A 17,563-nucleotide genomic window follows, 5' to 3' on the forward strand; every position below is an offset into this window, starting at 1 on the left:
GCGTCGACGGCAGTCTGTGGACTTGTCGCGCCGATCAGGCCGCTTGCGGCAGCGTCGTGGCGACGATGGGGCGTTCGTGTGGCAACACGGTTCCGGTGGCGATTTCCGGCTGCTGTTCCAGCGCTGCGTAGAGCGAGGGGAAGTCGACCTGGGTCGCCGCGAAGAGCTGGCGGAAATCGTCGAGGACGAAGTAGGTGCGCTGCAGCTTGTCGATCTCGTAGGCCGTGCGCATCACGCGCCGGGCATCGAAGGGGATGCGCGCCGGCACCGATGAGCCGATCGCATATTGTGTTTCCGTGGCCGACGAGATGATGCCGGCACCAAAGACCTTGAGGCCGCCGGCGCTGCGGATCAGGCCGAATTCGACCGTGTACCAGTAGAGCCGCGCCAGGCGATGCACGTTCGCCGGACCGGCCTCGACGCCGCGCTGGCCGTAGGCCTGCATGTAGTCGGCAAACACCGGATCCGCCAGCAACGGCACATGGCCGAAGAAGTCGTGGAACAGGTCGGGCTCGACCAGGTAGTCGAGTTCGTCGCGGCGCCGGATCCAGACGGTCACCGGAAATCGCCGGTTGGCCAGGTGGCTGTAGAAGGCGTCATCGGGAATGAGTCCCGGTACGCCCACCACGCGCCAGCCGGTGCGGCGCTGCAGGGTTTCGCTCACCCGCGCGAAATCGGGAATGCGCGCGTCGATGTCGAGCTGCGCCAGGCCGGCGAGAAATTCCGGACACCCGTGCTGTTGGGCCAGGCCCGACTGCCGGCGCAGTAGCGTGCGCCAGATGTCCTGCTGCTCGGCGTCATAGGTGGCCGGGTCCTGGGCCACGGTCCAGTCGGCGGCCATGCGGGTGTAATCGCCGCGCAGGCCGTCGGTCGGAAGGGCAGGTGACTCGCTCATGGTGGCGTCCGCAGTCCAAATGTTGTTGCCATATAAATACGCTAGGAGAGCGGAGCGGATCCCTGCAAAGACAGGTCTGTTGGTGGCAAAATGAAGTGAAATATGCTATAGTATGCGACTTATGGAGAGAATATCGCTATGACAGATCTGGATGCCATCGACCATCGCATCCTCACCGAACTGCAGCGGGATGGCCGGCTGCCGATCGTCGAACTGGCGGACCGGGTGGGATTGTCGGCAACACCCTGCCTGCGTCGCGTCAAACGCCTCGAGTCCGACGGGGTGATCGCGCGCTACGCCGCCCTGGTCGACACCAAGCGGCTGGGGCGCGGCGTGCAGGCGCTGGTCGAGGTCACGCTGGAGGACCACTCGGAGGCCGGCGTCGAGGCATTCGAAACGGCGATCCGCCAGCGGCCGGAGGTGGTCGCCTGCTTCGCCGTGACGGGCGAGATGGATTTCCTGATGCTGGTGCATGTCGCCGACCTCGACGCCTACAGCGCCTTCGCCCTGCGCGCGCTGCTGCGCATGCCGGGCGTCAAGGGCAGCCGCTCCAGCTTCATCATGCAGACGATCAAATCCGACCTGGCCTACGCGCCGCTGCCGCCACCGGTGCAACCCGAGGTGCGCCGACGGTAGCGTTGCCATCATCTCCGCGCAGGCGGGGAGGAGGGATGAGCTCATGTGTTCGTCATCTCGACATCCCTCGCGTGGCGGCGCAAGGCGCGCGTGTAGCGGGGCATCACGTCGGGCATCATGGAATGGCCGGGCGGCGGGCGGCTGACGCCGAAGACATAGCCGGGAAAATCGAGGGTCTGCTGCACCGCCCAGATCGCATCGTGCTCGTGCGATGATCGGATGGTGGGCGGATCGCCGACGGCGACCCAGCCGATGGGCACGACGGAGTCGGGCGGCAGAACCGTGCGCAGATGCACGATACCGTTGATGCGCACCGTCGAGCGGGCACCGATGCGCGCGCCGTTGAAGACGCGCGTGCCGGCGGCGAGAAACACGTCGTCATCGACCGTACAGCCGACGGCATAGGCTTGCGGCCCTATCAGCACGTTGTTGCCGACGGTAAGCGAATGACGCGCCGTGGCGCGCACCACGGCGTTCTCCATGACGACGCAATGGGTGCCCAACCGCAACGTGCCGCCGTCGGCCGTCAGTACGGCACCGAACAGGACCGCCGTGCCGTCGCCGATGTCGACGTCGCCGCAGATGGTGGCGTTGGGGGCGATGTAGACGTCGCGCCCGATGCGCGGGCGCTTGCCCTGGTGCTCGATGATCATGGGATCTCCTTCACAAGGTGGGGCGCACGAACGGGCCGTCGATGGCGGTCGCGGCCGTGCCTACTGGGCATTGCCGCCCGCGGCATAGTCCGTGATCGCAGAAGCGGCAGATGCGCCGCGCCGCGGCGCGCCCTGGTGTCAGTGCCGCGAGCAGGGACGGCAACGCCGCTTCCAATCCAACACGTTCGTCGGTCTTTAGCGACTTCAGTGCCCGCCCGATCACCGCCAGCCTGTGTGCCTGCAGAGCCTTGGCGCGGCGCCGGCCGGAGGGGGTGAGCGCCAACGGCACGGCGCGGCCCTTCTTGTCGAGCCGCCGCACGAGGCCTGCCGCGGCCAGGTCGTCGACCAGCCGAACGGCGGCCGACTGCGACAGGCCGACCACGGACGCCAGTTCCTGGGCACCCATGGGTTCCCACTGCGCCACGGTCAGCAGCGCCGCCACGGCGCTCGGCGACAGGTCCGGCACGTGCAGTTCGTCGGTGATCGCAACCGCCAGCGCGGCCAGCAGGTTGGCGGTATATATATGCATGCTGCATACATACATAAACGCCGAGCAGGACGCAAGGTTGCCGGATTCGCGTTCTCCCCTCACGTTCATCCTTGTCCCGCGCGGCAGGGCGCTCGCGCCCGCGGGTGTTGGCTCAAGCCAGAGCAACACACGCTGGGGGCGCGCCACTCTGTGGCGCGTCATGCTCATGGCTATTCGCCGAGATGACGCGATCAGCATCGCCATGCCGGTAGTGCAAGCCATGACGCGCCACAGAGTGGCGCGCCCCCAGCGTGTGGCCGTACTGCCGCGGCTAGCCGTCCGCCGTCAGGATCTTGGCGTAGAGGGGGCGATCGATGTTGCCGCCCGACAGGATCAGGCCGACCTTGCGGCCGCGCATGGCGTCGCGTTCCTTGAGCAGCGCTGCCAAGGGGCAGGCGCCGGCGCCCTCGACCAGCTGATGCGTGTCCTCGTAGTAGATGCGCATGGCCGCCTTGATCTCGGCATCGTCGACCTGGACGATGCGATCGGCGTGGCTGCGGATGATCTCCAGCGCCTGCCCATCGGGACCGCGCACGGCTACGCCGTCGGCGAAGGTGTCGGCGCTGTTCGTGGCCACCACCTTGCCGGCGGCGACGGACAGCGCATAGGCCGGCGCGCCAGTGGAGACGACGCCCACCACCTTGGTGCGGAGGTTGAGTGCGCGACAGGCGGCGATCACGCCGCAGATACCCGAGCCCAACCCGATCGGCACGTAGACCGTGTCGAGGTCGGATGCCGCACGCATGAGTTCCAGTCCGTAGCTCGCCACGCCGTGCACGAGGTCCATGGTGAACGACGGCACCATCTCCAGGCCACGGTCGGCGGCGAGGCGCGCGGCGGCCTCCTTGGCCGAGTCGAAGTCGTGGCCATGCTCCAGCAACTCGGCGCCGAAGGCGCGCATCGCGGCATTCTTCTCGACCGAGTTGCCGTGTGGCACCACGATCGTGGCATGGACACCGGCACGCGCGGCGGCGAAGGCGATGCTTTGGCCGTGATTGCCGCGCGTGGCGCTGACCACACCCTTGACCTGCGGGCGCTCGCGCTTCAGGCGATCCATGTAGACCAGCCCGCCGCGGACCTTGAAGGCACCGATCGGCGTATGATTCTCATGCTTGACCCAGATCTCGCAGCCGGTCCGGCGCGCCAGCAGCGGCCAGGCATATTGCGGCGTCGGCGGCATGGCGGCGTAGACGATCCGCGCGGCGGCATCGAGTTCGGCGAGGGACGGCAGAGCGACCATGGCATGACCTCCGGTACCGGACTTACCCGCCACCGCCGGGGACAATCAACCGCAACCTTGTACAATCATCGCCACGGTCGTCCCCTCCCGAGACCGCCAGGGGCAGGGCACGTTACGGCACATCGTACAGGCGCACGTCGCTGTCTCGCGCTTCGATGGTGCGGACCACGGCCATGCGCTTGCTGTCGGGCGACCAGGCAAGCCGCGTCCCGACCTCGCCGTTGAGTTCGACGTGAGCTCGTGGCTTCGGGTTCTCCCCGGCCCCGTCGAGGTCGAAGATCTCGATAATGCTCATCTTGCTCAGCAGGTCATAGACGACGGCAACGCGACGGCCATCGGGAGACACCGACATGAACCTGACGTTCCAACTGAGCTGCCGCGCGGCCTGATAGGACGGCAGCGGATGGGGCAGAACGATGGTTCGCGTAAAACCACAGGCGCGGGTCAGGCCGTCCTGCTCCTGATCGTCGACCATCGCCGTTGTCGGCAAGGAGGAGGGTGCCCGCAGAAGCGTTTTGAGGTCGCGGCTGGCGATCAGGTTCCGACCGTGACCGACGGCAGCGAAGCATCGGGCCTGCGGCGGTGCCACCACCGATAATCCGTGTGGCGCTGCCATGTCGGCCTGTACGCGCCCGTTCAGGGATCCGAAGGTGATCGAATCGCCGGCTGCGGAAAAAACCACGTCGAAGCCCGGGTCGTACTGCCGGCTGGGGATTTCCGCCAGCATCGTGCCCTTCGGCACGGAGAGGACGCGGATCGCATCGTCCAGGCTCCACACGGCAACCCGGTCCGCCGTCGGCGCAATGGCGACGAGCGGAGCGTTGAGCTCATTCGAGCCCGACAGCGGCAGGCGCCATTTCACCTGGAAGTCGGCCGTCGCGAGACCGACCAGGACCTTGGGCGCTTCGAACGATGGCATATGGACGAGAATCAGCGTGCCGTCGGCGGCAAGCCCGATGTTGGAGTACGCATAGGGCTGGAGGTCGCCTGCCAGCTTCAGGGCGCTTGTGCATCGCACTGCGGCTGGGCTGCTGTCGCGCGCCGGGCATGTCGCCTCGTCGGCAATGACGGCGCGCTGCTGCGACCATAGCCAGCCGCCGACCGCCAGAATCACCACTGCAAGGCACGGCAGAAGCCAGCGCCAGACCGTCCGCCATGTAATGGCTGGATCTCCCCATCGAATGCCTGCACGGTAGCGTGCCCGGCGCCCTATCCCGTAGGATGAAGGCATTGGTGTGGTGGAGATGATGGCATGCCCGTGATCGGCCGTATCCTTGAACTGCAGGAAGAATTGTCGCGCATCCGCCGCGACATTCACGCTCACCCCGAGCTTTGTTTCGAGGAGCAGCGGACGTCGGATATCGTCGCCGCCAAGCTCGCCGAGTGGGGGTGCGAGGTGCACCGCGGGCTGGCCAAGACCGGCGTGGTGGGCACGCTGCGGCGCGGCAACTCGACCCGGTCCATCGGACTGCGCGCCGACATGGATGCGCTACCGATGCAGGAGGCCAACGACTTCGCGCATCGTTCGACCAACGAAGGCCGCATGCACGCGTGTGGGCACGACGGGCACACCACGATGCTGCTGGGTGCCGCCAAGTATCTTGCCGAGACGCGCAATTTCGAAGGCGCCGTGCACTTCATCTTCCAGCCCGCCGAGGAAGGCGGTGGCGGCGGCCGGGTGATGGTCGAGGAGGGCCTGTTCGAGAAGTTCCCGTGCGATGCCGTGTTCGCCATCCACAACAAGCCCGGCATCGGCATCGGCCAGATCGCGACGCGTCCGGGACCGCTGCTGGCGGCGGCCGACCGGTTCGACATTCGCATCAATGCACGCGGCGCCCATGCCGCCTACCCGCATCTGGGCATCGATCCGATCGTGATCGCCTCGCAGGTGGTGATGGCGCTGCAGGGCATTGTCAGCCGCAACATCGATCCGGTCGACTCGGCCGTCGTGACGGTTGGCTTCATCAAGGGCGGCTCGGCCTACAACGTCATCTCGCCTGAAGTGCACCTGGGCGGCACCGTGCGCACCACGACACCGGCCAACCGCGACATGGTCGAGCGGCGCATGCGCGAGATCTGTGCCGGCGCCGCCGCCATGCACGGCATCGAGATCGGCATCGATTACCGCCACGGCTATCCGCCGACGATCAATCACGCCGACGAAGCGGCCTTTGCCGCCGACGTTGCCGCCGAGGTGTGCGGCGAGGGCAACGTGCAGCGCAACATCCGCCCGGCCATGGGTGCGGAGGATTTCTCGTACATGCTCAATGCCCGGCCCGGCGCCATGGTGTGGCTGGGCAACGGGCCGGGCGAGGGCGGCTGCATCCTCCACAACCCGCGCTATGACTTCAACGACATGGCAATTCCCTTCGGCTCCAGCTTCTTCGCGCGCCTGGCCGAGCGGTTCCTGGCGCCGCAGTAACGCCCTCAAACCGGGCGTGGATGAGAACGCTCGCGACTGGCGGGGCGATCGATGGAACAGGCCCAGTTCTGCGGCGACGATGAGCTTGGCTATGACCGTAGTCGAACGCCGTTTGCGGCCGGTCGGGGGCTTGCACTCGACGAGGCCTACCGCCTCGCCCACCTTCCGTTGATCGCACCAGGGCATCCGGACGTCATATCCGTGCGCGATGGCGCCTATTATGATCGGGGCCGCCATCCCAAGGTGTTTTCGCTGGTTTTGCCGGTTCCCTGGCACGCCCTGTCGGCATCTCCGGCGTTCAGGGAACTCGAGGCGGATCTTCGCGTTGCGCCCTTTGCACCCAAGATCGCGTGGCAGCTGATGCCGCAGCGTCGGGACCGGCTGCACGCGACCGTCTGTGGATCGCTCGCCGTCGGTCAGGACGCTCCGCCGCCGATCACGTCGGCCCAGCGAACGGAATTGACCAGCCTCGGCCCCGTTCACGTCGAACTGCGGGGCCTGTTTTCAGGCAACGTCAACGTCGGCCGCTTGTATTTGCGCGTGTACCCTGAGCGCCGGAACGGACAAAACGTGCTGCGCCAGATCCAGCGTGTTCTGGGCCGGCGGGAGACGGACCTGTACGTCGTCGGCCTCTATAACCTCACCGACAATCTCAATGCAGGTGAAGCGTCGGCGCTGGCTGAAATGCTCGAGCGGTGGTGGAGTCGCTCCATCCTCCGTCTCACGGTCACGCATCTTTGGCTGCTCTGGGCCATGGACGACCTCGTTCTCGATGGCGCCGTCGCCGAGGACATACTCCTGGTCCCATAGGATACTGGTGCGCGTTTGCGTGAGACCGCGGCTTCTCGGTTCCGGCGTCTTCGCACGTTCGGCCGAGCGGTTCCTGCCCGTGGTTGCGCGCCAATACCGGCTATCGCTCGCACGTTGGGTCGCGATGACAGCCGTATCAGTGACCAGCGATGTCACGGTCAATCCTGTTTGGTGTAGCGCCGCTGCATCTCGTCCGGCTCGACCTGTTCCAGGGTGTGGCCGATGAGCCAGTCGTAGCCGAAGGGATCGCGCACGAGGCCGGATCGCTCGCCGTGGAAGTGATCCTGCGCCGGGCGAACGATGCGACCGCCGGCGTCGACCGCCGCCTGGATGACCGCGTCGGCATCGTCGACGTGGATGTGAAGCAGGATGGGGACCGTCGCGCCGGGCTTGGGCGCGACGCAATCGTATTCGGGAAACTCGTCCGATATCATGACAACGGCATCGCCGAAGGCCAGCTCAGCGTGGCCGATGCGGCCGCCCGTTTCGACCAGGCGGAACTTCTCTACCGCGCCAAAGGCCTTGATGTAGAAGGCGATCGCTTCCTCGGCGCTCTTGGCGCGCAGATACGGGTACAGCTCGTGGATGGCCATGGCTCTTCCTTTCAACGATCCGTCTGACTGTCGCGGATCCAGCCGGCAGTGTCCGCCGCGGCGGCATGCGCGTCTTGAAAGGATTTGACCGGTCCCGGCAGGGCAAGCTCACAGCGGTACGTGGTGCGCGGAGCCGGCAGCGAGACGCCGATAGCGATCGGGGGACATCCCCGTGAACTCCCGGAAGTCGCGGTTGAGGTGCGGCTGATCGGCATACCCCGCGGCAGCGGCGACATCGGCCCACGATGAGGCCGGTGCGTGCGAGAATCTCTCAAGGACGCGTCCGAAACGGACGACGCGGCCGTAGAGCTTGGGCGTCAATCCAACCGCTTCGCTGAAAAGCTTGATGAAATGGCGATGGCTGTGGCCCGTCCGCGCGACGATGCTGCCGACGTCGCTGGCATTGCCCAGGGCTACAAGGGCGTCGGCAATCGCGGGATGAATGCCGCGGATCCGCCGTACCCGCGCCGCGAGTGCCGCTTCCATGATGTCCAGGCGCGCGTCGGCGGATCCGGCTTCACCGAGACGGTCGCGCAAGGAGCAAGCGGCAGAACCCCAGACGGCATCGAGCGGCGTGTGGACGCCGGCAAGTTCGTGGGCGGGAACGCCGGCCACGAATTGTGCGGCGCCCGGCCGAAGCAGGATCCCCACGGTCGGGGCGGGGTTCGACAGATCCTTGATGTAGGCGCAAGCCCGAGCCCCACTCAGACTGGCGCAGCCGACCGTGTAGCCCACGGTATCCCGGGCATGTGCAAAGAGACGTAGCGGCTGATCGCCGAGCCGGATCGCGATATGGACGGCACCGGTCGGCAGCACCATCTCACGGCGCGGCTGGCCGGTCGTCGGCACGGCAGGGTCCGAGGCCCAGAGCAGTTCTACGAAGGGGCTCAAGGCGGCGCGCGGGCGGCGACTGACAATCATGACGTCACACTTCTGATGGCGATGGCGGCTCGTCAAGTCGGTTCGGTTCGCCGGGCGCTGTCTGTCCCGACAGGAGACGTTCGGACGGCGCCGGGTTCAAATCGCCCGGCGTTTATCGGGTGAATGCAACATAGTCGTCGATGATGAAATTCGCACCATCATGATCTTGATAGGTGAAGGGGGCTTGCGGTTTGCCGTCCGCGGTCTCGACGGCACAGATGCAGCTGAGGCGATAGGGACCTTCGTGCTGCTCATCGCCCGTTCACGAACAAACACTGGCGTTCGTGTTGGGACCACCCGAGATGACCTCCAGATCCGGTTGGCGTGAGGCTTTCCGGAGAAGGGGCAGCACCTGCCGAGAGGGCGCGCAGGCCGGCATCAAATTCACGGGCTGAACATTGCCTCCGGCATCCGTCTCGACCAGGAAGCGCCAGTGCCCCTGTTCGAAGCGCATGGGCAAGGGTTCGGTGTGTTCCCTGCCGGCCCGGGAAGCCCTGACCGCACCGGACAGCAGAGCGATGGGCGCAACGGCGGAGCGACAGCGCAGGTTTCAAGCGGCACTTCGACGGCAGGAAAGGATCAGCACGCTGCAACGACACGGCGGCGGAACCATGACCCATGGTGCAACACCGCCCTGTGTGCTAGCACGATCATTCATGATGAGCCGCGCATGAGCTTTCTGTCGATCTACGCCCGCGTCCTGCGGCAGCTGGCGCCCGAGCGGTGGCTGGCGATCGGGCTGGCGGTGGCCAACATCGCTGTCGCTGCGTTGCAGTTTCTCGAGCCGGTGCTTTTCGGCTGGGTCATCGACACGCTGAGCGGTGCCGCCGGCCGGCCGGCGGCCGATGTCTGGGCCGATGCCATGCGCATCCTCGGCCTGTGGATCCTCATCGGCATCGGCGGCATCATCGCCAACGCCGTTGTGTCGCTCTATGCCGACCGCATGGCCCATCGCAACCGACTGACGGCGATGGCGCGCTATTTCGAGCATGTGCTGTCGCTGCCGTTTGCGTTTCACAACGCGCAGCATTCGGGCCGCCTGCTGAAGATCATGCTGCAGGGCATCGATCATCTGTTCGGTCTGTGGCTCAATTTTTTTCGCGAACACCTGGCGACGACCGTCGCGTTGTTCGTGATGCTGCCGCTGTCGCTGTTCATGAACTGGCGGCTGGGATCGCTGCTGATCGCGCTCATCGTGTTCTTCGCCGTTGCCAACGCATGGATCGTCTCGCGCACGGACCGCATGCAACGCGAGGCGGAGGAATACCATTCCCAGCTCGCCGGACAGGCCGGCGACGCCCTGGGCAACGTGCATCTGATCCAGAGCTTCGTGCGCCTCTCGCACGAGACACGCATGCTGCACGAGACGATCCGCAGCCTGTTGTCGGTCCAGTTCCCGGTGCTGAACTGGTGGGCGGTGTTGAGCGTCATCACGCGCGCCGCCGCGACCGTGACGGTGCTGGCGATCTTCATGCTGGGCACATGGCTCTATCTCAACGGCCAGGCATCGGTGGGCGAGATCGTCAGCTTCATGGGCTTCGCCACCCTGCTGATCGGGCGCATGGAACAGGCGTCGAGCTTCGTCGCCCGCGCCTTCTTCGAGATGCCGGCGCTGGCAGACTTCTTCAACGTTCTGGAAACCGAATCGACGATCCGCGAAAAGCTGGGCGCCCAGGAACTGGGGCGCGTGTCGGGCGCGGTCGAATTCGACAATGTCAGCTTCTCTTATGATGGTCGTCGCCCGGCGCTGCAGGATTTCAGCCTGAAGGTCGCGCCCGGCACGACGGTCGCGCTGGTCGGCCCGACCGGCGCCGGCAAGAGCACGTCGATGGCCCTGCTGCACCGCATGTGGGATCCGCAGTCCGGCGCCATCCGGATCGATGGCGTCGATATCCGCGATGCGACCTTGGCCAGCCTGCGGCGCAACATCGGCGTGGTCTTCCAGGACAACACGCTGTTCTACCGCTCGATCGCCGACAACCTGCGCGTGGGCAAGCAGGACGCCACCGACGCCGACCTGGTCGAGGCGGCAAAGATGGCCGAGGCGCACGACTTCATCGAGCGCCAGAGCGACGGCTACAACACCCATGTCGGCGAACGCGGCATCACATTGTCGGGCGGCGAGCGCCAGCGGCTCAGCATCGCGCGGGCATTGCTGAAGAATCCGCCGATCCTGATCCTGGACGAGGCCACCAGTGCGCTCGACGCCGTCACCGAGGCCAGGATCCAACGCGCGCTGAAGACCCTGATGGCGGGGCGCACGACATTCGTCATCGCCCATCGCCTGTCGACCATCCGTGATGCCGACCTTGTCGTCGTGTTCGAGCGCGGCCGCGCGGTCGAGATCGGCAGCTACGATGCGTTGCTGGCGCAGGGCGGTGCCTTCGCCGCGTTGGTGAATACCCAGCAGGCCGGCCTGCTGCAGGGCACCGAGATCCGCCGCTTCCTCGATGATCCGGCCGCGGGAGATCTGCCGCAGCCAGCGTAGCCCTGGGAGCGCGGGCCTCCGGCCCGCTCATGTCTCGGCGCTAACGCGAACAGGCGAAAGCTAGGCTTTCGCCGCAGATGCGGGCGAGACACCCGCGTTCCCGGGGCCCCCAAGCAGCGCCTCCAGCCGGAAGCGGGTGATCAGGCCGACTTCGACCAGCGCGGTTTTGATCTCCGTGTTGCGGTCGTTGCGCAGCCGCGTTTCATAGGCTGCCAGGATCGAGTCCTTGGTGTGGCGCTTGACCGCGACGATGAAGGGAAACCCGAACGTGTCGCGATAGGCGGTATTCAGTCGGTCGAAACGGACGTACTCGGCTTCGCTCAACCGGTCGAGGCCGACACCGGCCTGCTCCTGGGACGAGTCCGCCGTCAGGGTGCCAGCGCGCGCGGCCTTGCCGGCGAGGTCGGGGTGCGCCCGCAGCAGCGCCAGCTGTTCGTCGGTGGATGCCGCCTGTACGACCCGCATCATGGCCTGGTGCAGCCCGTCGACGCCGTCGAACGGTCGCGCCGCCCAGGCACGTTCCGCCACCCAGGGTGAATGTTCGAAGACCGGTCCGAGCCGGGCCATGAAGGCGGCGTGGTCCAGTGCGTCGAGCGCCGTCGTCGTCATGGGGAGCCTTGTGGACAGTTCTTCGCGGCAGACATTGGCAGCATGTTTGCATGACCGTCGCGAGGCGGCTAGGTTGGCCGCAACGGCGCCGGATCAGAACGCACAACGGGGCAAGCGCCGGAGCTGGGGACTTTCGCGGGAGAACGTCGACGATGAGCATCACTTCGACCACGCGGCGCGCCGCCTTGGGCGCCCTGCTGGCCGCCGGGCTGGCATTGCCGGCGCAGGCCCAGACCTCCGTCAAGTTTACGCTGGACTGGGTGTTTCAGGGCCCGACCTCGCCGTTCCTGGTGGCCCTGGAGAAGGGCTACTACAAGGCCGAGGGGCTCGACGTCACCATGGACCCCGGCCAGGGCTCGGCCGGTGCGGTACAGCGCGTCGCCACCGGCGCCTACCAGATCGGCTTCGCCGATGTGAATTCGCTGATCGAGTACAACGCCAAGAATCCCGGCAAGGAAATCCTCTGCGTTTTCATGGGCTACGATTTCCCGCCCTTCGGCGTCTACGCGCTGAAGAAGAGCGGCATCAAGGGGCCTAAGGACCTGACCGGCAAGAAGCTGGGCGCACCGGTGTTCGACGCCTCGTTCCGCCTGTTCCCGGCCTTCGCCAAGAAGAACGGCATCGGCAAGATCGACCATGTCAACCTCACCCCGCAGCTGCGCGAGCAGAGCCTGGTGCAGGGCACGGTCGACTTCGTTTCCGGCCACTATTTCTCGTCGGTGCTCGATCTGGAGGCGCGCGGCGTCAAGCTCGAGGACCTGGTGGTGATGCGCTATGTCGACTTCGGCATGGACGTCTACGGCAACGGCATCATCGTCTCGCCCGAGATGATGAACAATCCCAAGGCTGTCACCGGCTTCCTCAAGGCCACGATCAAGGCCTGGAAGGAGGTCATCGCCGATCCCAAGATCGGCATCGCCGCCGCCAAGAAGCGCGACCCGCTGATCGATGACGCGCTGGAGGCCCGCCGGCTGGCGCTGTCGCTCGACACCAACGTGCTGACGCCGTTCGTCAAGACCAACGGCATGGGCGACGTCGATCCGGCGCGCTTCGCCCGCGCGGTGGTGGACGTCGCCGAGGCCTTCGGCCTGCCGTCGGCGCCGGACCCGGCCAAGGTCTTCACCAACAAGTTCCTGCCGCCACAGGCCGACCGCATGGTGACGAAGTAAGAACCGCTGTCATCCCGAGCAAAGCGAGGGATCTTGATCTTGTGTCGCACAAAGATCCCTCGCTGCGCTCGGGATGACAGTCTTCGGTACGCCCCATGAGTTCCGCTACCAACGCACCCGCTCTGGTCGATCTGCGCCAGGTGTCGCTTGCCTATCGCGTGGGCAAGGAGGAGACGCTGGCGCTGGCCGACGCCACGCTCAGCATCGCCAAGGGCGAGTTCATCGCCGTGGTCGGCCCGTCCGGCTGCGGCAAGTCGACCTTGATGAAGCTGGTGACCGGCTTGCTGCCGCCGACCTCGGGCGAGGTCCATGTCCGCGGCGAGAAGGTGGTGCGGCCGATCAAGGGTGTCGGCATGGCGTTCCAGAACGCCACCCTGATGCCCTGGCGCACCACGCGCGACAACATCCTGCTGCCGCTGGAGATCGTCGAGCCCCACAAGCGCCAGTTCCGGCGCAAGCGGGCTGAATACGCCGCCAAGGCCGACCGCCTGCTGGCGTCGGTGGGCCTGGGCGGATTCGGCGACAAGTACCCCTGGCAGCTCTCGGGCGGCATGCAGCAGCGCTCGAACCTGTGTCGGGCGCTGATCCACGAGCCCGAGATCATGATGCTGGACGAGCCGTTCGGCGCGCTCGATGCGTTCACCCGCGAGGAGCTGTGGGGCATCATGCAGCAGCTGTGGCTGGAGCGCCGCTTCACCGCCGTGCTGGTGACGCACGACCTGCGCGAGGCGGTCTATCTCGCCGACACGGTCTATGTGATGAGCCGCCGGCCGGGCCGCATGGTGATGGTGAAGCCCATCGACATCCCCCGTCCGCGGACGCTGGAGACGACGTTCGAACCGCACTTCGTGGACATCGTGCACGAGTTGCGCGAGCGCATTCACCAGGAGCACGCGTGATGGGATCGCAGAGGGAGACTCGCAGCGCATGCTTCGAGACGGCTCGCTGCGCGAGCCTCCTCAGCATGAGGTTGCGTGCTGCATCTACAAATACACCTCGCCCTGAGGAGCGCCCACAGGGCGCGTCTCGAAGGGTGGGGGGCCGCATGCTCTATCGGAACCACCCATGACCCCCGGCACCGAGCGCATCCTGCGCCTCGCCATGCCGTGGCTGGCGATGGCGGTGCTGCTGATCGTGTGGGAGGTGGCGGTCGTCGTCTTCGACGTCGCCGAGATCATCCTGCCGCGCCCCAGCCGCATCTTTGCGGTGATGGTGCAGCGCTGGGACATCCTGCTGGCGTTCTGCGGCGACACGCTGTGGACGACGGTCGTCGGCTTCCTGCTGGCGATCGCCGGCGGGCTGGTGATGGGACTGGCGATCGGCGCTTCGCCTTTCGTCTATGCCGGGCTCTATCCGCTGCTGATCGCCTTCAACGCCATCCCCAAGGTGGCGCTGGTGCCGATCCTGATGATCTGGGTCGGCGTCGGCGCCACGCCGGCGGTGGTGACCGCGTTCGTCATCAGCTTCTTTCCCATCGTGGTGAACGTCGCCACCGGGCTGGCCACCATCGAGCCCGAGATGCGCGACGTGCTGCGCAGCCTGGGCGCCACGCGCACCGAGATCCTGACCAAGGTCGGCATCCCGCGTGCCATGCCCTACCTGTTCGCAAGCCTCAAGGTGGCGATCACCTTGGCCTTCATCGGCTCGGTGATCTCCGAGACCGTGGGCGGCAACCGCGGCATCGGCTTCCTGATGCTGTCGGCCGGCGCGCGCAACGATGCGCCCACCACCTTCGCCGGCCTGTTCGCCATCGCCGTGATGGGCGTGATCATGTACGCCGTCTGCGCCCTGGTCGAAAAGCGCATGACCCGCTGGGCGTTCCGCGGTGAGCTGGTGACGTGATCCGGGGAACCTCCCGGAGCGCTATTTGAGCTGCTTCATCTCGTCGATGCGCAGGCCGTGTTCGGCGACGTTTTCGTCCGACAGCCAGTCGCCCAGCACGGCTTCCTGGTGATCGCCGACATTGGCGCGCTTCTTCACCTCGCGCAGTGCCTTGTCGGCGTTGTCGATGGCGATGGCGTAGAGCGAGCGGACCGGCAAGGTGCCGGGGCGCCCCTTGGTGATGACCTCGACTGTCCAACCTTTCGCCATGCCGCAGTCTCCCTTCGCGCCGATAGTGCGCTGGGAAGCCGGGTCGCTGTCAAGTCGCCAGCGGCTACCAGCTCTCGGCGACCGCCTGGGCGACGGCGTCGATGATGGCGGCCGAATCCAGGCGCAGGGCGCGGTACAGGTCGGGGATGTCGCCCGACTGGCCGAAGCCCTCGATGCCCAGCGGCACGGTGCGATGCGGCCCGACGCCGCCCAGCCAGGACAGGGCCAGCGGGTGGCCGTCGAGCACGGTGATGAGCCGCGCGTTGCGCCCCAGCGGCGCCAGCAGGCGCTCGACCGGGCTGAGCCCGTCCGCCGCCGTACGGCTGGTGGCGGCGCGGCGGTTGCGACGGCTCTTGATCCAGTCGCGGTGCAGGCGGTCGGCCGAGGTGATCACCAGCAGGCCGGCGCCGGCGAAGTCGCGGTTGACGCTGTCCCAGGCAGCGAGCGCCTCGGGCGTGACGGCACCCATGGCGACGATGGCGATTTCGGCGCCCGGCGCCGGTTCGCGTAGCCAGTAGCCGCCGTCGATGATGGCTTGCGCCAGTTCGGGTGTGAGTTCGCGCGCCGGCTGGTCGATGGGCCGGGTCGAGAGCCGCAGGTAGAGCGAACTGCCGTCGGGCTGCTGCAGGTGCTCCAGGCCGAAGCGCAGGATCGCCGACACCTCATCGACATAGGCCGGCTCGTAGCTCAACAGGCCGGGCTGACCGATGCCGATCAACGGCGCCGATACCGACTGATGGGCGCCGCCTTCGGGCGCCAGGGTAATGCCCGACGGCGTCGCCACGACGATGAAGCGGGCGTCCTGGTAGCAGGCATAGTTCAGCGCATCGAGCCCGCGGGCGATGAAGGGATCGTAGAGCGTGCCGATCGGCAGCAGGCGGGCGCCGAACAGCTCATGCGCGAGGCCGAGCGCGCCGAGCTGGATGAAGAGGTTGTTCTCGGCGATGCCGAGCTCGATGTGCTGGCCCGACGGATCCAGGCTCCAGCGCTGCGCCGACACCACCTTCAGCTCGCGGAACACGTCCTCGGCCTTGGTGTGGGCGAACAGCCCCTTGCGGTTCACCCAGCCGCCGAGGTTGGTCGATACGGTGACGTCGGGCGACGTCGTGACGATGCGCTCGGCCAGCGGACCGCCTGACGCGGCGATCTCGTCGAGGATGCGGCCGAAGCCGGCCTGCGTGCTGGTGCGGCGGTCCTTGGGCATCGGAAAGGCTGCCGGCACCGGCACCGCGGGGGCCGTGAGCCGCCGGGTCCCCTGGGCATGGAAGGGGGCTGCGTCGATGAAGGCCTGCAGGTCGTGCGGATCGACGGCAAGACCGGCGAAGCGATCCCACTCGGCGCCTCCAGGCACGCCCATCTGCTGCTGCCATTGCGCCATCTGCTCGACATTCATCAGGCCGGCGTGGTTGTCCTTGTGGCCGGCGAACGGCAGGTCACGGCCCTTGATGGTGTAGGCGATGAAGCAGGTCGGCCGGTCGTCGCTCACCTGCTCGAAGGCATCGAGGACAGCCTGCAGGTCAAGCCCGGCCAGGTTGGTCATCAGCGCATGCAGGCGCGTATCGTCGTGTGTCTCCAGGATGCGCCGCACGCCGGGGTATTGATTGAGATCGCGCGTCAGCGCCTCGCGCCAGGCGGCACCGCCCTTGTAGACCAGCGCCGAATAGAGCGAGTTGGGGCAGTCGTCGATCCATTGCCGCAGGTGCTCACCGTCCGGCTGGGCAAAGGCGGCTTCCAGGGTCTTGCCGTATTTCAGCGTCACCACGCGCCAGCCGACCAGCTCGAACATCTCGGCGACGCGGCCGAACAGGCGGTCGTTGACGACGGAATCCAGACTCTGGCGGTTGTAGTCGATCACCCACCACAGGTTCCGCACGTCGTGCTTCCAGCCCTCCAGCAGCGCCTCGAAGATATTGCCCTCGTCGAGCTCGGCGTCACCGACCAGCGCCACCATGCGGCCCACCGGGCGCTCCGGCGCCAGCTTCTTGAGCCGCACGTAGTCCTGCACCAGTGACGAGAACAAGGTCATCGCCACGCCCAGCCCCACCGAGCCGGTCGAGAAATCGACGTCGTCGGCATCCTTGGTGCGCGACGGATAGGACTGCGCGCCACCCAGCGCCCGGAAGCGCTCGAGCCGCTCGCGCGTCTGCTGGCCGAACAGATACTGGATGGCGTGGAACACCGGCGAGGCGTGCGGCTTCACCGCCACGCGGTCTTGCGGCCGCAACACGGCGAAATACAGCGCCGTCATGATGGTGGCGAGCGAGGCGCAGCTCGCCTGGTGGCCGCCGACCTTCAGCCCGTCACGGTTGGGCCGGATGTGGTTGGCGTGATGGATGGTCCACGCCGACAGCCACAGCACCTTGCGCTCCAGCGCCCGCAACAGCCGCAGCCGGCGCGCGCGCTCCGACTCGGTGGCCGGCGCCGTCGCGGCGAGCAGGGCAGGGGACGTATCAGGCATGGCGCTTCTCCGGGCGGCCGAAGACCGGAACCTACGCGCAGACGGCAGG

At 66.8% G+C, this 17,563-nt stretch carries 17 protein-coding genes; 7 read left to right on the top strand and 10 right to left on the bottom strand.

What is annotated here, in order from left to right:
* Nucleotides 1-34 precede the first annotated feature (34 nt).
* Complete coding sequence (gene phhA, locus FQU96_RS23285; protein WP_146543745.1) at nucleotides 35-895, bottom strand: phenylalanine 4-monooxygenase; 861 nt, start codon at nucleotides 893-895, stop codon at nucleotides 35-37.
* Nucleotides 896-1,033: 138 nt separating this feature from the next.
* Here phhA and FQU96_RS23290 point away from each other — a divergent pair, with 138 nt between their 5' ends.
* The gene (locus tag FQU96_RS23290) at nucleotides 1,034-1,531 is read left to right on the top strand and encodes an Lrp/AsnC family transcriptional regulator (protein ID WP_146543746.1); all 498 of its coding nucleotides are present in this window, start codon (nucleotides 1,034-1,036) and stop codon (nucleotides 1,529-1,531) included.
* A gap of 41 nt (nucleotides 1,532-1,572) precedes the next feature.
* Here the strand turns inward: FQU96_RS23290 and FQU96_RS23295 are convergent, their stop codons facing one another.
* The 4 genes from FQU96_RS23295 to FQU96_RS23310 form a co-directional block, all read right to left on the bottom strand.
* Nucleotides 1,573-2,184, bottom strand: a complete 612-nt coding sequence (locus tag FQU96_RS23295) for a gamma carbonic anhydrase family protein (protein WP_146543747.1) — start codon at nucleotides 2,182-2,184, stop codon at nucleotides 1,573-1,575.
* Nucleotides 2,185-2,194: 10 nt separating this feature from the next.
* Complete coding sequence (locus FQU96_RS23300; protein ID WP_178130670.1) at nucleotides 2,195-2,713, bottom strand: MarR family transcriptional regulator; 519 nt, start codon at nucleotides 2,711-2,713, stop codon at nucleotides 2,195-2,197.
* A 271-nt stretch (nucleotides 2,714-2,984) separates the two neighbouring features.
* On the bottom strand, nucleotides 2,985-3,944 hold the full coding sequence (locus FQU96_RS23305) for a threonine dehydratase (protein ID WP_218574842.1): 960 nt from the start codon (nucleotides 3,942-3,944) through the stop codon (nucleotides 2,985-2,987).
* 121 nt (nucleotides 3,945-4,065) lie between these two features.
* The gene (locus tag FQU96_RS23310; RefSeq protein ID WP_146543750.1) at nucleotides 4,066-5,070 is read right to left on the bottom strand and encodes a hypothetical protein; all 1,005 of its coding nucleotides are present in this window, start codon (nucleotides 5,068-5,070) and stop codon (nucleotides 4,066-4,068) included.
* Nucleotides 5,071-5,205: 135 nt separating this feature from the next.
* On the opposite strand from FQU96_RS23310, the gene FQU96_RS23315 reads away from it, so the two are divergent.
* Nucleotides 5,206-6,375, top strand: a complete 1,170-nt coding sequence (locus FQU96_RS23315) for a M20 aminoacylase family protein (RefSeq protein WP_146543751.1) — start codon at nucleotides 5,206-5,208, stop codon at nucleotides 6,373-6,375.
* A 51-nt stretch (nucleotides 6,376-6,426) separates the two neighbouring features.
* Nucleotides 6,427-7,185, top strand: a complete 759-nt coding sequence (locus FQU96_RS23320; RefSeq protein WP_146543752.1) for a hypothetical protein — start codon at nucleotides 6,427-6,429, stop codon at nucleotides 7,183-7,185.
* A 158-nt stretch (nucleotides 7,186-7,343) separates the two neighbouring features.
* Here FQU96_RS23320 and FQU96_RS23325 read toward each other — a convergent pair whose 3' ends face one another.
* Entirely contained in the window at nucleotides 7,344-7,778 is a 435-nt protein-coding gene (locus FQU96_RS23325) for a VOC family protein (RefSeq protein ID WP_146543753.1), read from the bottom strand.
* A gap of 108 nt (nucleotides 7,779-7,886) precedes the next feature.
* Nucleotides 7,887-8,699 (bottom strand): helix-turn-helix domain-containing protein, encoded by an 813-nt coding sequence (locus tag FQU96_RS23330; RefSeq protein WP_146543754.1) that lies wholly within the window; start codon nucleotides 8,697-8,699, stop codon nucleotides 7,887-7,889.
* Nucleotides 8,700-9,369: 670 nt separating this feature from the next.
* Here FQU96_RS23330 and FQU96_RS23335 point away from each other — a divergent pair.
* Nucleotides 9,370-11,187 carry a glucan ABC transporter ATP-binding protein/ permease gene (locus FQU96_RS23335; RefSeq protein ID WP_146543755.1) on the top strand — a complete coding sequence of 606 codons (1,818 nt, stop codon included), beginning with the start codon at nucleotides 9,370-9,372 and terminating at the stop codon, nucleotides 11,185-11,187.
* Nucleotides 11,188-11,247: 60 nt separating this feature from the next.
* On the opposite strand, the gene uraD is transcribed toward FQU96_RS23335, so the two are convergent.
* On the bottom strand, nucleotides 11,248-11,796 hold the full coding sequence (gene uraD, locus FQU96_RS23340) for a 2-oxo-4-hydroxy-4-carboxy-5-ureidoimidazoline decarboxylase (RefSeq protein WP_146543756.1): 549 nt from the start codon (nucleotides 11,794-11,796) through the stop codon (nucleotides 11,248-11,250).
* Nucleotides 11,797-11,948: 152 nt separating this feature from the next.
* Here uraD and FQU96_RS23345 point away from each other — a divergent pair, with 152 nt between their 5' ends.
* From FQU96_RS23345 to FQU96_RS23355, 3 genes are all read left to right on the top strand, one after another.
* Entirely contained in the window at nucleotides 11,949-12,965 is a 1,017-nt protein-coding gene (locus FQU96_RS23345; RefSeq protein ID WP_146543757.1) for an ABC transporter substrate-binding protein, read from the top strand.
* 95 nt (nucleotides 12,966-13,060) lie between these two features.
* Nucleotides 13,061-13,864 (top strand): ABC transporter ATP-binding protein, encoded by an 804-nt coding sequence (locus FQU96_RS23350; protein WP_146543758.1) that lies wholly within the window; start codon nucleotides 13,061-13,063, stop codon nucleotides 13,862-13,864.
* Nucleotides 13,865-14,030: 166 nt separating this feature from the next.
* Nucleotides 14,031-14,807 (top strand): ABC transporter permease, encoded by a 777-nt coding sequence (locus tag FQU96_RS23355; RefSeq protein WP_146543759.1) that lies wholly within the window; start codon nucleotides 14,031-14,033, stop codon nucleotides 14,805-14,807.
* 21 nt (nucleotides 14,808-14,828) lie between these two features.
* Here the strand turns inward: FQU96_RS23355 and FQU96_RS23360 are convergent, their stop codons facing one another.
* Nucleotides 14,829-15,056: a hypothetical protein gene (locus tag FQU96_RS23360; protein ID WP_146543760.1), complete on the bottom strand. Its 228-nt coding sequence runs from the start codon at nucleotides 15,054-15,056 to the stop codon at nucleotides 14,829-14,831.
* A gap of 64 nt (nucleotides 15,057-15,120) precedes the next feature.
* The gene (locus FQU96_RS23365) at nucleotides 15,121-17,514 is read right to left on the bottom strand and encodes a transketolase (RefSeq protein WP_146543761.1); all 2,394 of its coding nucleotides are present in this window, start codon (nucleotides 17,512-17,514) and stop codon (nucleotides 15,121-15,123) included.
* Nucleotides 17,515-17,563: the final 49 nt, after the last annotated feature.

This window comes from Reyranella sp. CPCC 100927, from assembly GCF_007859315.1.
Lineage (GTDB): Bacteria > Pseudomonadota > Alphaproteobacteria > Reyranellales > Reyranellaceae > Vineibacter.

Excerpts from the sequence above, each read along its gene's own strand:
- FQU96_RS23315 (WP_146543751.1), top strand. The coding sequence starts at position 5,206 with ATGCCCGTGATCGGCCGTATCCTTGAACTGCAGGAAGAATTGTCGCGC.
- FQU96_RS23365 (WP_146543761.1), bottom strand. The coding sequence starts at position 17,514 with ATGCCTGATACGTCCCCTGCCCTGCTCGCCGCGACGGCGCCGGCCACC.
- FQU96_RS23290 (WP_146543746.1), top strand. The coding sequence starts at position 1,034 with ATGACAGATCTGGATGCCATCGACCATCGCATCCTCACCGAACTGCAG.
- FQU96_RS23300 (WP_178130670.1), bottom strand. The coding sequence starts at position 2,713 with ATGCATATATATACCGCCAACCTGCTGGCCGCGCTGGCGGTTGCGATC.
- phhA (WP_146543745.1), bottom strand. The coding sequence starts at position 895 with ATGAGCGAGTCACCTGCCCTTCCGACCGACGGCCTGCGCGGCGATTAC.
- FQU96_RS23350 (WP_146543758.1), top strand. The coding sequence starts at position 13,061 with ATGAGTTCCGCTACCAACGCACCCGCTCTGGTCGATCTGCGCCAGGTG.
- FQU96_RS23360 (WP_146543760.1), bottom strand. The coding sequence starts at position 15,056 with ATGGCGAAAGGTTGGACAGTCGAGGTCATCACCAAGGGGCGCCCCGGC.
- FQU96_RS23330 (WP_146543754.1), bottom strand. The coding sequence starts at position 8,699 with ATGATTGTCAGTCGCCGCCCGCGCGCCGCCTTGAGCCCCTTCGTAGAA.
- uraD (WP_146543756.1), bottom strand. The coding sequence starts at position 11,796 with ATGACGACGACGGCGCTCGACGCACTGGACCACGCCGCCTTCATGGCC.
- FQU96_RS23325 (WP_146543753.1), bottom strand. The coding sequence starts at position 7,778 with ATGGCCATCCACGAGCTGTACCCGTATCTGCGCGCCAAGAGCGCCGAG.
- FQU96_RS23335 (WP_146543755.1), top strand. The coding sequence starts at position 9,370 with ATGAGCTTTCTGTCGATCTACGCCCGCGTCCTGCGGCAGCTGGCGCCC.
- FQU96_RS23355 (WP_146543759.1), top strand. The coding sequence starts at position 14,031 with ATGACCCCCGGCACCGAGCGCATCCTGCGCCTCGCCATGCCGTGGCTG.
- FQU96_RS23320 (WP_146543752.1), top strand. The coding sequence starts at position 6,427 with ATGGAACAGGCCCAGTTCTGCGGCGACGATGAGCTTGGCTATGACCGT.
- FQU96_RS23345 (WP_146543757.1), top strand. The coding sequence starts at position 11,949 with ATGAGCATCACTTCGACCACGCGGCGCGCCGCCTTGGGCGCCCTGCTG.
- FQU96_RS23295 (WP_146543747.1), bottom strand. The coding sequence starts at position 2,184 with ATGATCATCGAGCACCAGGGCAAGCGCCCGCGCATCGGGCGCGACGTC.